Below are 14,252 nucleotides of genomic sequence, written 5' to 3'. Positions count from 1 at the left end.
GTCAGTTCAGCCGCAATCCTGCCTTGATGGCTTCCCAATGGGCGAGATCGACCGCCTCCAGCGGTGTTTCCTTGCTATAGCTGATCGCCACGAAACGGGCCTGCCCGCTTGGCGCGTAAGCCAACTGACGCTGGTACGAGACCACTTCGCCGCGCTTGAATTGCAGGCTGACTTCCAGGCCGTGGATGCCACGATCGACGCCTGCGCTGACCGGCTGTGGTTCGCTGATGATCGCCCCCAGGCGTTCACGCAACTGCGCCAGTTGCTGCAGGTAAAGCGCCTCCAGCGTCTGCCCGGCAGCCAGCGGACTGCGAGCGATCACCAGGGTGGTGCCACGCTGACGGAAGGTCAGCATGTTCATGGTGGTGTCTTCGGGCGTTTCATCGCCCAGTTCAAGGACCAGGTCCTGGGTCAGGTAGGCGGCCATAGCGCTGCTCCATGCATCGAAGCGGCACACGCTAAAGGTTCAGGGCTTTGCCTGCAAGGGAGGAACCGTCGCCGAGTGACGAAGATCACCCAGACGTTGCAGGTCTGGCCCGCACGGATACACTGCCGGGCATGAACCTCGATACCCGCATCAAGTTCCGTCACCTGCTGTGCTTCCTGGAGATTGCCCGGCAGGGCAGCCTGGCCAGGGCCGCCGACGTGCTTGCGATCAGCCAGCCAGCGATCTCCAAGACCCTCAAGGAACTGGAGGACCTGCTCGAGGCACGCCTGTTCGAGCGTGGTCACAACGGCGTTACCCTGACCCCGGCCGGCACCCGCTTCATGCGCTACGCCGGCCCCAGCGTGCAGGCGTTGCGCGACGGGGTCTGCAGTGTGCGCGGCGAGGCGCGGTCACCGTCGCAGGTGCGCATCGGCGTGCTGTCGACGGTCGAAGGGCTGCTGATGCCCGAGGTGCTGTGCCGCCTGCACCAACGCCACGAGGCGTTGCTGATCAGCGTGGTGACCGGGGCCAGTGCCCAATTGCTCGGTCAGTTGCATCTGGGGGAACTGGAACTGGTGGTCGGGCGAATGACCGACAGCCCGCAGATCCAAGGGTTGTCGTTCGAGCACCTGTACAGCGAGTCGATGACCCTGGTGGTGCGGCCGGGGCACCCGCTTTTGGCGCAGCGGCCCGTCGAGCGCAGGCAGGTCGGTGATTACCCGCTGGTGCTGCCGCCGCCGGGGACGACCATTCGCCAGCATGCCGACAGCCTGTTCGTGCAATGCGCGATCCCGCTGCCGGCGCAGCGCCTGGAAACCCTGTCGCTGGCCCTGAGCAGGCGCTATGTGCTGGGCAGCGAGGCGGTCTGGGTGGCGCCACGGGACGCCGTGCTGATCGACCTCGGGCGTGGCGAGCTGGCCGAGCTCGACCTGGGCGTGCTCGAACCGGGCGGGTCGGTGGGCATCTGCCGCAATGCGGCGCTGCCCCAGAGCCTGCCGGCGCAATGGGTGTGCGAAGTGCTCCGCGAGGTGGCCGAGGCCTATCGACTCGGGACCTATCCCTGAGAACCCGGCAGGGAACTTCCTATACAATCCCCGCCAGTTCCCAGCACCTCCAGGACTCCTTTCATGGACGAAACCGCGCAGCACTGGCTGCATGCTCTCTCCGCCCCCATGGCCGCCCTCAACGGGGCCAGCTATACCGCACCCGACTATTTCGAGGGTGAAGACCAGACCGACCTTGAACGCTGGTGGGGCATCAGCAACCGCGCCCAGTTGCTGGACATGCTCAGCATGGCCGACAACGGCCACGCTACCGAGATGAGCGAGGCCTACTGGCAATACCAGCGCTGCCTGCCCAGCCAGTGGCAGGCGCTGCTCGACACCCTGCCCCCGCGCGAGCGCATCCGCCACGAATACGCCGCCCGCACCTTCCCCGACTGCGGCCCGGGCGGCACCCGGGCCTGGGACCTGGGGCGCATGGGTTTCCTGCTGCGCGCCGGCGTCAAGAAAGGCCTGATCGATCGCGACGAAAGCCTCTACCTGCACTACCGCCTGGCCCTGCGCGCCCGCCATTACTACAACCGCTGGGACGGCTACCTGGCCGGCTACCTGTTCGGCAAGGCGCTGTGGAATGCCAGCGACAGCAGCGACGAGGCCCTGGCCGCCAACCTCGAGCGCCAGGGCTGCGAGCACTGGAACCGCTGCATCGTGCTCAACCTGCGCCTCGGCGCCCATGACCTGCTGGCCGGACTGCCCTGGGACATGCCCCTGCCCGAGCCCGCACGACCCACCACGCTGGAAGAGGACTGCTGGTCATGAGTTGCTGGATTCGCCTGGGAATCGAACCGACCCAGGACATGGACGCCATCCGCCTGGCCTATCGCGGCCGCCTGCCCTCGCACCACCCGGAAACCGATCCCGAAGGGTTCCAGGCGCTGCGGGCAGCCTACGAGGAAGCCCTGCACCTGGCCCGCGAGCAGGCGCCCAGCGAGGCTGAGCCAACACGCGAAGAAAATGCCCCCCATCCAGCCCTCAAGCAGTTCCACACACTGCTCGAGGAGCCGTCCAAGCGCTTCGACCCACAAGCCTGGCAGCGTTTTATCGCCGAACTGGACGAGTTGCCGCTGGACGAACTGGACGACCTCAGCTGGCAACTGCTGCACACCCTGCGCGACTGCGGACCGTTGTCCCACCACTGCGCGGGCCTGCTGGCACGGCGCCTGGGCTGGGCCGAGCAGCTGCTGCGCCTGGACGAGCGCCACGAAGTGGAAGCTTTCCTCGACCGCCTGGAACAGCCCGATCCCTTCGACACCGCCTGCATGCGCGACTGGCCGGCCAGCGCGCAGATGGAAAGCCTGTGGTATTTCCGCAGCCTCGAGTACTGCTACCAGCAGCGTCCACTGTTCGAGTACGAGCAGTTCGCCGGCGTGCATACCTGCCTGGCCATGCCGGATGACCCGGCCTTGGTGCAACGCCTGCTGGTGCAGTTCAGCCAGGCCGGTATCCCCAGCCGGACCTTCCACGAAATGCTCAAGACGCGCCAGCAACAGGCCCCGGACGATGCCGACCTGCTCTACCTGCTGGCCCGCCAGGCCGATGCCCTGGGCGCCGAGCAACAGGCCCTGGACTGCTGGTTGCGGCTGTATCGCGAACACCAGCACCCACAGGCCGAACGCTGGCTGATCGACCTCTGCGCCCGCCACCAGCCCCAGCGCCTGCCGTTGCTGATCCAGGCCTTTGACCGCCTGCACACCCCGGCCGGCTGGCCCGCCGAGCTGGACGACCCCGCCCAGAACTGGGGCAGCCCCGGGCAGTCCCCGCAGACCCTGGCGCGCTGGTCCGAAGCCTCGCGCCTGGAGCTGCAAGGCATCGCCGCGACCTTCATCGACTGGCGGCTGGACGGTGATGACGAACTGCCGCTGCTCGCCTGGCTGCTGCAGGACCCGCAGGACCACGACCTGCACCGCCTCTACTGGCAGGCCTGGGCGCTGCAACGCGGGGAAGCCGGTCTGCTGCGCCAGGTGCTCGCCCAGCCGCTCGCCGAAGATGCCCTCGACGCGCTGATCCTCGAAGGCTTCCAGCGCCAGGCCAGCCAGCAGTTGCACTGGCTTGAACAGGCCCCGGTGGTCAAGGTGCTGGTGGATTTCTGCGCCAGCGAAGCCCCGGGGGCGGAGCTGCCCGAGGCCTTGACCGAGGACGCCATTCGCCCGGTCTGTCGCGAATGGCTGCGGCGCATGCGGGTATACCCGGCCCACGCCCTGCATGCCCTGAATGTGCGGTTTGACATGCGCCGCCTGTTCACCACGCCGTTCGCCCTGCAACTGCAGGACACGCTCGCCGAGACCGGCGTACTGTTGCCGGCCATGCCCGAGGGCGACGCGCTGTGGAACTGGCACCGCCAGCACTTGTTCATGCTTGCCCTGCTGGAGCAGCCGTCACGCTGGCTGGCGCTGATCGACCCGACCCTGCCAAGCCAGTTGCACTACCCGTCCGGGCATCCGTTCGCCCCGTTGCACGCCCTGCTCTGCCAACAACTGCCCAGCCCTGACGGCAGCAGTGGCCTGCTTGGCAGCCTGGATACCCGCGACCCTGTACAGGCGATGGTTTCAGCGCGGTTGCTGACCCTGCAACAAGCCCTGAGCAGCACGCGCCTACCCGGTGCAGCGCAATTGCTGGCCTGCCTGGAGCATGACGATGGCAGCCTGGGCAACGACCATCCTCTGGGCTATCTGCTGTTTTGCGCCGTGCTGCACCATGACCGCTCCCTGGACACCGAGCAACGTGAACGCCTGCGCCAGCGCCTGGATGCGCTGGCGCCGCAGGATGAATGGTTCGAGGCACTGCGCAGCGGCCTGCTGCAAGGCAAGACCAAGCATCCACCGGCCGAACTCGCCCATGCCCACGGCGTCGACAGCCGTGCGTTCAATGATGTGCTCGACGCCCTGGACAGCTTGTACAACGATTGCGCGCCGCCGAAGATCCGCGCCTTGCGCGCCTTGCAGAAGATCAAGGACGACCCGCAGCAGGACCTGGGCTTGCGCTGTGCAATCATGGCCGTGCTGTCGTGGAGCGAGCGCATGTTGCGCAATGCCCTGCAGCACCCTCCCGCGAAATTCTGGGCCGTGTGGAAACTCAACAGCCGCCTGAACCGCTCAGGGTTTGCCTTGAACCTGGCGGCCGCCGCCCTCTGCGCCAGCATGATGCTCACACTGCCAGTGTTGATGCTGGTCACGGTGCTGCTGCTGATCAGTGCCTTCCTCAGGCGCCTGCGCGACCTTGGCCAGGGTATCCCGGCGCTGATCCTGCTGCTCGTGCTGAGCAGGGTGCTACCGGTACTACCGCTGTTGCTGCTGTTGCTGCCCGGTGACCGGCTGCCGAACCGCTACGGCTCGCAACCGGGCCAGCAAGCGCTGCTCGATGACAGCCTGCAGGCTACCCTACGGCGGCTGAACGGTCAGTAGCGCAGCTCGTCAAGCGCCTGGCTCAACGCCTGGCGCTCACGGCTGATCTCAGCGGCCTGTTGCCCGGCTAGCACAGCGTTGAAGGCGTCCAGCCAACTGCCGATCAGCTCGCGCTCGTCGCCCAGGCTCTGCATCCAGGCCCGCTCCAGACGGGCCAGCAGGGTGCGGTTGGGCAGCGTGTCACGCGGGTGGATCTTCAGCCGCGCTAAGCGCTCCTCGCTCGCCAGGCGCGCCTCGGCATCCAGCCCGGCGGGGCTGCGGTCGATGCTGTGGCTGTGCTTCTGGCCGCTTTCGAGGAAGGTCACATCCACTTCCAGCAAACCGTTGATGTCGTAGCTGAAGCGCACGTCCAGCGACTGGATTTCACCGGTCGGCTGCAACGGGACCTCGAAACTGTCCACCAGGATGTTGTCCCGCACCCACGGCCGCTCGCCCTGGTACACGGCGATGCGCACGAACTTCTGCTCTGGGTGGCTGCTGTAGAAGCGCTGCACCTTCGAGGTAGGGATCACCGTGTTGCGCTCGATGATCGGCGAGAACGCTCCGGTGACGTCGTCGCCCCGGGACGAGGCCACACCGAGGGTGTAGGGGCAGACATCGGTCAGAATCAGTTCGTCGATGGCCGCGTCGCGGGCCTTGCAGGCGGCCTGGCTGGCGGCGCCGAGGGCGACAATGGTGTCCGGGTCCAGGTGCCGGTACGGCAAGCGTCCGAACAGCTTGGCCACCAGTTGCTGCACCTGCGGCATGCGCGTGGCGCCACCGACCAGCACCAGGCTGTCCAGCTCGCGCGGGCTCAACCGGGCATCGCGCAGGGCCTGCTCGATGGGCGCACGCACCCGGGTCAGCAAAGGCGCCCAGATCGCCTGCAGCTTGAGGTCGTCCAGCCGCCACTCGCGGGGCTGCGCGCCATCGTGCCAGTCCAGCACGCGGCTGCCCTCGCCCGCCTCGCGCTTGAGCTGTTCGATGGCGTCATGCAGGCTGGCCAGGGCCTGGGGGGCCAGGTCCTCGGCCTTGAGGTTCCAATCGCGCAGGCAGGCCTGCAACAATGCCTCGGTAAAATCCTCGCCGCCCAGGTAATTGTCACCGGTGGAGGCATGCACCTCGATCAGCGGCAAGGCGTACTCCAGCACGGTGACATCGAAGGTGCCGCCGCCCAGGTCGAACACCAGGGTGCGCTCGAACTTCTGCTCATGCAGGCCATAGGCCATGGCCGCGGCGGTCGGCTCGTTGATCAGCCGCTGGACCTTCAGCCCGGCCAGCTCGGCGGCGAAGACCGTGCGCTTGCGCTGCTCGTCGCTGAAATACGCCGGTACCGAAATCACCGCCTCGCTGACCGCGCAGCCCAGGTGCGCCTCGGCATCCTGCTTCAATGCGCCCAGCACCAGCGCCGACAATTCTTCAGGCGTGAATCGATGCTCGCCTAGCGCATAGCGCTTGTCGCTACCCATGAAGCGCTTGAACGCCGCCGCGGTGCGCTCGGGGTGCGTGGTCAATCGCGACCGGGCAGCCTGGCCGACCAGGATCGAGCCGTCGTCATCGACACTGACCACCGAGGGGGTGAGCACTTCACCCACGGCATTAGGGATCAGCCGAGCTTCGCCGTCCTGCCAGACGGCAATCAGGCTGTTGGTGGTGCCGAGGTCGATACCGAGCAGTGGCGTGGAATAGGTGGGGGGGTTGGAGAGGCTGGCATCCTGCATGATCGGTCTCTGGCTTGCGATAGGAACCGACGCGGGGCCTGCTGGCCACATGCGGCGGACAGGGGCATTCTGGCGTAATGCCAGAAACAAAAAAAGCGACCCTAAGGTCGCTTTCTCTGTTGCTTCCGGGTGTTCAGTGGGCCCTGGAAGCTAAATATGGCGCGGCGGACGGGACTCGAACCCGCGACCCCCGGCGTGACAGGCCGGTATTCTAACCGACTGAACTACCGCCGCGCTATACATCGAGTGGTGGGTGATGACGGGATCGAACCGCCGACCCTCTGCTTGTAAGGCAGATGCTCTCCCGGCTGAGCTAATCACCCTTCGTCTCGGTGTGGCGCGCATTCTACGGAGGACCTCCTACCCTGGCAAGCACTTTTTTCAAATTTTTTGAAAAAAAATTCCAGGCCTTTCAAAGACCTAGCCGCGCCGCGATTTTCTTCCTCTATATAGGACTGCTGGCCCTATGACAGGGTTGGCCTGGAAGCGCCCCTCGGAGAATAATGCCCGCCTTATGTATTAAGGAGAGATTCCCCCTCATGTGGTTCAAGAACCTGCTGTCCTATCGCCTGACCCAGGAAGTACCGTTCGAGGCCGAGGCGCTGGAGGCCGCCCTGGCCAGCAAGCCGGCCCGCCCCTGCGCCAGCCAGGAACTGACCACCTACGGTTTCGTCGCGCCGTTCGGCAAGGGCGAGGACGCGCCCCTGGTTCACGTCAGTGGCGAGTTCATGCTGATCGCCGCACGCAAGGAAGAACGCATCCTGCCCAGCAGCGTGGTCAACGACGCGGTCAAGGAGAAGGTCGAGGAGATCGAGACCGAGCAGATGCGCAAGGTCTATAAAAAGGAACGCGACCAGATCAAGGACGAGATCATCCAGGCCTTCCTGCCGCGCGCCTTCATCCGCCGCTCGATGATCTTCGCCGCCATCGCCCCGCGCCTGGGCATGATCCTGGTCAACTCGGCCAGCGCCAAGCGCGCCGAAGACCTGCTGTCGACCCTGCGTGAAGTGATCGGCTCGCTGCCGGTGCGCCCGGCCACCGTGAAGATCGCGCCAAGCGCGACCATGACCGACTGGGTCAAGTCGCAGCAGGCCGCCGAAGGCTTCTTCGTTCTCGACGAGTGCGAGCTGCGCGACACCGCCGAGGACGGCGGCATCGTGCGTTGCAAACGCCAGGACCTGACCAGCGAGGAAATCCAGCTGCACCTGAGCACCGGCAAGCTGGTCACCCAGCTGGCCCTGGCCTGGCAGGACAAGCTGTCGTTCGTGCTCGACGACAAGATGGTGATCAAGCGCCTGAAGTTCGAGGAGCTGCTGCAGGAGCAGGCCGAACAGGATGGCGGCGACGAGGCCCAGCAACAGTTCGACGCCAGCTTCCAGCTGATGATGATGACCTTCACCGAGTTCCTGCCGGTGCTGTTCGAAGCCCTGGGCGGCGAAGAGATCCCGCAGGGGGTGTGAGGGTCAGGCCGGCGCGGCCCAGCGGCGCCGGCTGAACTTCAGGCGCACCCGCAGTCGCCGGTGTGCCTCACGATCCAGTGCGTCGCTGGGGATGCACTGGCTCTGGCTGAACCTGCGCCCCTTGCGCACGAACCGCAACACCACCATGGCCGGCAGGGCGACGCTGTCTCGGCACAGGCGCGCCGGCTGCCAGCCCTGGGCGCGGCTATAGAGGTGCCAGCCACGCAGGTCGCGGCGCAGGCCGGTGATGGCCTCGGGGTGGGTGAGCAGGACGCGCCGGGGAATAGCCCAGCAGGCGTGGGCAAGACAGACGACGGCCAACAGGCCGCGCAGCCACCCGGGCAGCGCCATCAGCGCGAGGGTAAGCAGTGCCAGCGCCAGGCTGGCGAGGTAGGCCGTCAGCAGCAGGCGCGAGCCTTGCCAACGGCACTCGAAAACTTCACTTGGGCTGAACACGGTCCAGGATGATGCGGACCATGCGCTGCAGTTCCGGATCCTCGGACTCGCTGCGCTCCATGAACCAGCCGAACATGTCCTGATCCTCGCAGGTCAGCAGGCGACGGTACAGCTCGCGGTCGGCTTCGCTCAGGCTTGGGTAGACCTCCTGGGTGAAAGGGACCAGCAGCACGTCCAGTTCCAGCATGCCGCGACGGCTATGCCAGAAAAGCCGGTTGAGTTCAGTTTGTTCGACCATGGGGCCCTCCTCGAGTGGTCGCGCAGTATACCGCGCAGCGAACGAAGCGGCACAAGGCGTTGGTCTAGTCACCTACCTATTTTGTTACCGGCGTTCTATGATGGCCGCCAGTCTTTAGCTACCGCGATGACCCATGGCCGATTCCGCTTTCTTCTGTACCCTCTCCCATGAGGGCATCCTCGCCGTCCGCGGCTCCGACGCCGGCAAGTTCCTGCAAGGTCAGCTGACCTGCAACATCGGTTACCTCAACGACGAGCACGCGAGCCTTGGCGCCCGCTGCATGGTCAAGGGCCGCATGCAGTCGAGCTTCCGTATCCTGCCCGAGGGCAATGGCTACCTGTTGGCCATGGCCAGCGAGCTGCTCGAGGCGCAACTGGCCGACCTGAAGAAATACGCGGTGTTCTCCAAGGCCACGCTGAGCGACGACAGCGCCGCCTGGACGCGCTTCGGCCTGCAGCAGGGCGACGCCGCCCTGCAGGCGCTGGGCCTGTCCGTGGCGGACGAGGCCGGCGCGACCGCCCGTCATGCGGGTCTGATCGCCGTCCGCGCTTCGGCCGGCCGTGTCGAACTGTGGGCGCCTGCCGAGCAGGCCGCCGCCGTTACCCAGAAACTGGCCGCCTCGCTGCCCGAGGGCACGCTCAACGACTGGCTGCTGGGCCAGGTCCGCGCCGGCATCGGCCAGGTCATGGGCCCGACCCGCGAGCTGTTCATCCCGCAGATGATCAACCTGCAGGCCGTCGATGGCGTGAGCTTCAAGAAAGGTTGCTACACCGGCCAGGAAATCGTCGCCCGCATGCAGTACCTGGGCAAGCTCAAGCGCCGGCAATATCGCCTGGCGCTGGCCGAGACAGCGGTACCCCAGCCGGGCGCCGAGATCTTCTCGCCGACCCACGGCTCGTCGGTCGGCGAAGTGGTGATCGGGGCCAGCACCGGCAGCGCCGTCGAACTGCTGGCCGTGCTCAGCGCCGAGGCGGTGGCGGACGACAACCTGCACCTGGGCAGCCTCGAAGGCCCGCGCCTGTCGCTGCTCGACCTGCCTTACGAACTGGACCGCGACCGGGAAATCCAGCGCTGACCAGCCCGCCCCGGCGACATGCCGGGGCTGCACCACCTTTGCCGTAGAGAAGTCCATGAACAAGCTGGCCGAGAAGGTCCAAGCGCAACTGCTCGCCGCCATCGACCGGGACGACCTGGTCCTGCCGACCCTGCCGGAAGTCGCCCTGAGCATCCGCGAAGCCGCCGAAGACAGCGAGATTAGCGTTTCCGCCCTGAGCAAGGTGATCGGCCGCGACGCCGCGCTGTCGGCCCGCCTGATCAAGGTGGTCAACAGCCCGCTGATGCGCGCCGCCGTCGAAGTCACCGACCTGCACACCGCCATCACCCGCCTGGGCATCAACTACAGCTGCAACCTGGCCATCGGCCTGGTGATCGAGCAGATCTTCCATGCCCGCGCTCCGGCGGTGGAACACAAGCTGCGGGATATCTGGGCCAACAGCCTGGAAGTCGCGGGCATCAGCTATGAACTGTGCCGCCGCTACACCCAGCTCAAGCCCGACCAGGCCACCCTCGGCGGCCTGGTGCACCAGATCGGCGCCCTACCGGTGCTGATCTATGCCGAGGAGCACAACGAGCTGCTCTCCGACCCGATCTGCCTGCATTTCGTCATTGAGCAGATCCAGCCGGTACTGGGCGACAAGATCCTCAGCGCCTGGGAATTCCCCGAGCAGTTGGTCAACGTGCCCAGCCAGGTGCAGGACCTGGACCGGCGCACCGACCAGATCGACTACATCGACATCGTGCAGATCGCCCGCTGCATCAGCCAGCGCGAGCGCAGCCGACCGCTGGCCGCCCTGCCCGCCTACCGCCACCTGGGCCTGCCCTACGGCACCGAGCTGGATATCACCGAGCTGCTGGATGCGCGGGGCATGCTGCGCTGAATCGACAGGCCCCACGATGACCTTCAGTCCGCGATAAAACTCACCCGCACCTTCAGCCCGCCCCGCTCGCCGTCGTGCAGGCTGATCTGCGCCAGATGCGCCCGGCAGATCTCGCCGACGATCGCCAACCCAAGGCCGCTGCCCTGGGCGCTGCGTCGGTAGAAGCGCTCGAACACCCGCTCACGCTCGTCCTCGGGAATCCCCGGCCCGTCGTCCTCGACTTCGAGCACGGCCGGCGCCAATACCCGCAGGACCACATCGCCGCCGGGCGGGGTGTGGGCAAGGGCGTTGTCCACCAGGTTGCTGAGCAGTTCGTTGAGCAGGGTCGGCTCGCCCTTTAGCCACACCGGCGCCTCGGCCTCCAGCGCCAAGGCGACGCCGCGGGCATGGGCCAGGGGCGCCATGGCCATGCCCAGTTCACGGGCCAGCTGGCTCAGGTCCAGGCGCTGGGCGCCGCCCTCGGCGATGGCGCGGGCGCCGTTCTCCACCCGCGCCAACGACAGCAATTGGTTGGCCAGGTGGGTGAGCCGGTCCGTGCCCTGGGCGGCGGCTTCGAGGGTCTTGCGCCATTCGTCCGGCTCCCGTGAGCGCAGGCCCAGTTCCACCCGCGCCTTTAGCGCCGCCAGCGGCGTGCGCAGTTCGTGGGCGGCGTCGGCGATGAACTGCGCCTGGCGTTCGAACTGGCCCCGCAAGCGCTCGGTGAAGTGATTGAGCCCGCGCACCAGCGGCCCCAGTTCACGCTGCACCTGGACCACCGGCAAGGCGCGCAGGTCGTCCGGCTGGCGCTCCTCCACCGCCGTGCGCAAGCGCTCCAGCGGGCGCAGCGCGGCACTCACCGCGAACCACACCATCACCAGCGCACCGAAGGCCAGCATGCCCAGGCGCAGCAGGGTGTCGGCCATCAATCCGCGGGCCATGCGCACCCGCGCCTCCTCGGTCTCGGCCACGCGGATCTCGGCCATGCCGTTCATGTTCGGTTCGCTCACCGCCTTTAGCAGGCTGACCACGCGCACGTCCTGGCCCAGGTAGGTGGCGTTGTAGAAGCGCGCCAGCGCCGGATAATCGTCGGTGCGCGGCGTGCCCGCAGGCGGAGGCGGCAGGTTCTCGTAGCCGGAAATCAGCTTCTGGTGAATGTCCAGCACCTGGTAGTAGATGCGCCCGGCGCTGTCGTAGGCGAACGTATCCAGGGCCACATAGGGCACGTCGGCGCTGAGGGTGCCGTCGCGCTGCGACAGGCCGGCGGCGATGGTCCGCGCCGACGCCAGCAGGGTCCGGTCATAGGCGGTGTCGGCGGCTTCGCGACCGTTCCAGTAGGCGCTCAGGCCGCTGGCCAGCATCAGCACCACCAGCAGCAGCGCCAGGTTGCCCAGCAAGCGCCCGCGCAGGCTGCCGTTGTCACGCATCGCGGTGCTCGAGCAGGTAGCCCAGGCCACGGAAGGTGACGATGGCCACCGGGTGGCCGTCGAGCTTCTTGCGCAGGCGGTGGATGTAGATCTCGATGGCGTCGGGGCTGGCCTCCTCGTCAAGGCCGAACACCTGGGCCGCCAGCTGTTCCTTGCTCATCACCCGACCAGGGCGAGCGATCAGCGCCTCTAGCACGCTCTGCTCGCGCTGGGTCAAGGTCAGCGGCTCGCTGCCCAGGCTGAAGCGCCGGGTATCCAGGTCGTAGACCAGCGGGCCGCAGCGCTGCTGGCGCTCGCCACCAAGCACGCTGCGACGCAGCAGGGCCTTGACCCGCGCCTCCAGCTCGGTCAGCTCGAAAGGCTTGGCCAGGTAGTCGTCGGCGCCGAGGTTCAGGCCGAGCACGCGGTCCTTCACATCGCTGCGGGCGGTGAGCATCAGCACCGGCAGGGTCTTGCCGCGCCCGCGCAGACGCGCCAGCACCTCGAAACCGTCCAGCCGCGGCAGGCCGACATCCAGCACCGCCACGGCGTAGTCCTCGCTGGCCAAGGCCAGGTCGGCGGCCACGCCGTCATGCAGCACGTCCACGGTCAGGCCCTGGCTCTTGAGGGCCTGGGCCACGCTTTCGGCCAGTTGCAGATGGTCTTCGACCAGCAGCACACGCATCGGATTCTCCCTGTTCGGCTGGGCTTTTTGCGCGGAGTGTAACGCCGTGGCGGGTGCTGTGAAGCCCTCGCCGGAAACCTTTCACGCTGAAAGGTTAGCGAAAGGTTGGTTGCCTAGCATCGCACCACGGTCGCCCCGTGCGCCGCAAAAAGCACCAGCAAGGTGCAACACATAAGAACAATAAATGGAGTCACCGACGATGCTGTCCATGCAGCCGCAGGCGTTCGCGCCTATCCGTTCGTTCGCCGCCCGACCTTCCGCCCTCGCCAGCGCCTTCGCCCTTGCCGGTGTCGCGCCCATCAGCCAGGCCGCCTTCTTCGAAGACAGCACGGCCACCTTCGAAACCCGCAACATGTACTTCAACCGCGACTTCCGCGACGGCACCAGCGCGCAGCAATCCAAGCGCGACGAATGGGCCCAGGGGTTCATGCTCAATTTCGAGTCCGGCTACACCGAGGGCACCGTGGGCTTCGGCCTGGACGCGCTGGGCATGGTCGGGGTCAAGCTCGACTCCAGCAAGGACCGCACGGGCACGGGCCTGCTGCCCACCCACGACGACGGCAAGGCCGCCGACGAGTACTCCAAGCTGGGCCTCACCGGCAAGGTCAAGGTCTCGCAGACCGAGCTGAAGATCGGCACGCTGATCCCCGAATTGCCCACCTTGCAGCCCAACGACGGGCGCATCCTGCCGCAGACCTTCGAAGGCGGTCTGGTCACCTCGAAGGAGATCAAGGGCCTGACCTTCACCGGCGGGCGCCTGGAAAAGGCCAAGGACCGCGACGACAGCAACTGGGAAGACCTGGCCCTGAACAACAAGAACGGCCGCTTCGGCGGCACCTTCAGCGCCGACAACTTCGACATGGGCGGCCTGGACTACCAGTTCACCGATCGCATCACCGGCAGCTACCACTTCGCCCAGCTCGACGACATCTACCGCCAGCACTTCATCGGCCTGCTCGCCACCCAGCCCTGGGGCCCTGGCACCTTCGGCGCCGACCTGCGCCTGGCGATCAGCGACGACGCCGGCGCGGCCAAGGCCGGCAAGATCGACAACACCACCGTCAACGGCATGCTCAGCTATACCCTGGGCGGACACAAGGTCAGCGGCGCCTGGCAGCAGCTGTCCGGCGACAGCGCCTTCCCCTATGTCGATGGCGCCGACCCGTACCTGGTCAACTTCGTCCAGATCAACGACTTCGCAGGCAGAGACGAACGTTCCTGGCAGGCGCGCTACGACTACAACTTCGCCGCCCTCGGCATCCCCGGCCTGACCTTCATGACCCGCTACATCAGCGGCGACAACGTCAGCCGCGCCGCCGGTGGCGAGGGCAAGGAGTGGGAACGCAACACCGAACTGAAGTACGTGGTACAAAGCGGCCCGTTGAAGAACGTCGCCGTGCGCCTGCGCAACGCCACCTTCCGCTCCAACTTCACCCGCGACGCGGACGAGGTGCGGCTGCTGGTGAGCTACAGCGTGGCCCTGTGGTAACCCATAACAACAACGC

At 66.7% G+C, this 14,252-nt stretch carries 13 protein-coding genes and 2 tRNA genes; 7 read left to right on the top strand and 8 right to left on the bottom strand.

Going from position 1 to position 14,252, the window contains the following annotated elements; all coding sequences use genetic code 11:
- Window position 1: 1 nt before the first annotated feature.
- Window positions 2-427, bottom strand: a complete 426-nt coding sequence (locus AC25MA_RS13520) for a DcrB-related protein (protein ID WP_279153196.1) — start codon at window positions 425-427, stop codon at window positions 2-4.
- 131 nt (window positions 428-558) lie between these two features.
- Between AC25MA_RS13520 and pcaQ the strand changes: the two genes are divergently transcribed.
- The 3 genes from pcaQ to AC25MA_RS13505 all read left to right on the top strand — a co-directional run bounded on the left by pcaQ (window position 559) and on the right by AC25MA_RS13505 (window position 4,889).
- Window positions 559-1,491, top strand: coding sequence for a pca operon transcription factor PcaQ (pcaQ, locus tag AC25MA_RS13515; protein WP_182322138.1), 933 nt, complete (start codon window positions 559-561; stop codon window positions 1,489-1,491).
- Between the two features lie 63 nt (window positions 1,492-1,554).
- Window positions 1,555-2,247, top strand: a complete 693-nt coding sequence (locus AC25MA_RS13510) for a DUF1266 domain-containing protein (protein ID WP_182322136.1) — start codon at window positions 1,555-1,557, stop codon at window positions 2,245-2,247.
- Complete coding sequence (locus AC25MA_RS13505) at window positions 2,244-4,889, top strand: J domain-containing protein (RefSeq protein ID WP_182322134.1); 2,646 nt, start codon at window positions 2,244-2,246, stop codon at window positions 4,887-4,889. Before AC25MA_RS13510 ends, AC25MA_RS13505 begins: the two co-directional genes overlap by 4 nt.
- Here AC25MA_RS13505 and AC25MA_RS13500 read toward each other — a convergent pair.
- The 3 genes from AC25MA_RS13500 to AC25MA_RS13490 form a co-directional block, all read right to left on the bottom strand.
- Complete coding sequence (locus tag AC25MA_RS13500) at window positions 4,883-6,589, bottom strand: molecular chaperone HscC (RefSeq protein ID WP_028690156.1); 1,707 nt, start codon at window positions 6,587-6,589, stop codon at window positions 4,883-4,885. The two genes, AC25MA_RS13505 and AC25MA_RS13500, sit on opposite strands and share 7 nt — an antisense overlap.
- 157 nt (window positions 6,590-6,746) lie before the next feature.
- Window positions 6,747-6,823: transfer RNA gene (locus AC25MA_RS13495), tRNA-Asp, on the bottom strand.
- A 13-nt stretch (window positions 6,824-6,836) separates the two neighbouring features.
- Window positions 6,837-6,912 (bottom strand) — tRNA-Val (locus AC25MA_RS13490).
- 216 nt (window positions 6,913-7,128) lie between these two features.
- Here AC25MA_RS13490 and rdgC point away from each other — a divergent pair.
- Window positions 7,129-8,049, top strand: coding sequence for a recombination-associated protein RdgC (gene rdgC, locus AC25MA_RS13485; RefSeq protein WP_028690157.1), 921 nt, complete (start codon window positions 7,129-7,131; stop codon window positions 8,047-8,049).
- Between the two features lie 3 nt (window positions 8,050-8,052).
- Here the strand turns inward: rdgC and AC25MA_RS13480 are convergent, their stop codons facing one another.
- Both AC25MA_RS13480 and AC25MA_RS13475 read right to left on the bottom strand, forming a co-directional pair.
- Entirely contained in the window at window positions 8,053-8,505 is a 453-nt protein-coding gene (locus AC25MA_RS13480) for a protein YgfX (protein WP_486972099.1), read from the bottom strand.
- A complete protein-coding gene (locus AC25MA_RS13475) occupies window positions 8,489-8,743 on the bottom strand; it encodes an FAD assembly factor SdhE (protein WP_028690159.1) in 255 nt (84 codons plus the stop codon). The genes AC25MA_RS13480 and AC25MA_RS13475 overlap by 17 nt, the downstream gene beginning before the upstream one ends.
- Window positions 8,744-8,876: 133 nt before the next feature.
- On the opposite strand from AC25MA_RS13475, the gene ygfZ reads away from it, so the two are divergent.
- Window positions 8,877-9,818, top strand: a complete 942-nt coding sequence (gene ygfZ, locus AC25MA_RS13470) for a CAF17-like 4Fe-4S cluster assembly/insertion protein YgfZ (RefSeq protein ID WP_062364155.1) — start codon at window positions 8,877-8,879, stop codon at window positions 9,816-9,818.
- 55 nt (window positions 9,819-9,873) lie between these two features.
- Window positions 9,874-10,680: an HDOD domain-containing protein gene (locus tag AC25MA_RS13465; RefSeq protein WP_028690161.1), complete on the top strand. Its 807-nt coding sequence runs from the start codon at window positions 9,874-9,876 to the stop codon at window positions 10,678-10,680.
- A gap of 23 nt (window positions 10,681-10,703) precedes the next feature.
- Here the strand turns inward: AC25MA_RS13465 and AC25MA_RS13460 are convergent, their stop codons facing one another.
- Together AC25MA_RS13460 and AC25MA_RS13455 are read right to left on the bottom strand one after the other, a co-directional pair.
- On the bottom strand, window positions 10,704-12,083 hold the full coding sequence (locus tag AC25MA_RS13460; RefSeq protein WP_028690162.1) for a sensor histidine kinase: 1,380 nt from the start codon (window positions 12,081-12,083) through the stop codon (window positions 10,704-10,706).
- Complete coding sequence (locus AC25MA_RS13455; RefSeq protein ID WP_486972098.1) at window positions 12,076-12,747, bottom strand: response regulator; 672 nt, start codon at window positions 12,745-12,747, stop codon at window positions 12,076-12,078. Before AC25MA_RS13455 ends, AC25MA_RS13460 begins: the two co-directional genes overlap by 8 nt.
- Before the next feature lie 199 nt (window positions 12,748-12,946).
- Between AC25MA_RS13455 and AC25MA_RS13450 the strand changes: the two genes are divergently transcribed.
- Window positions 12,947-14,236 carry an OprD family porin gene (locus AC25MA_RS13450; RefSeq protein ID WP_028690164.1) on the top strand — a complete coding sequence of 430 codons (1,290 nt, stop codon included), beginning with the start codon at window positions 12,947-12,949 and terminating at the stop codon, window positions 14,234-14,236.
- The last annotated feature ends 16 nt before the right edge of the window (window positions 14,237-14,252 follow it).

This window comes from Pseudomonas sp. P65(2024), assembly GCF_057480955.1.
Note: the sequence above shows the minus strand (reverse complement) of the source record. Positions and strands in the feature narration are given on the sequence as shown.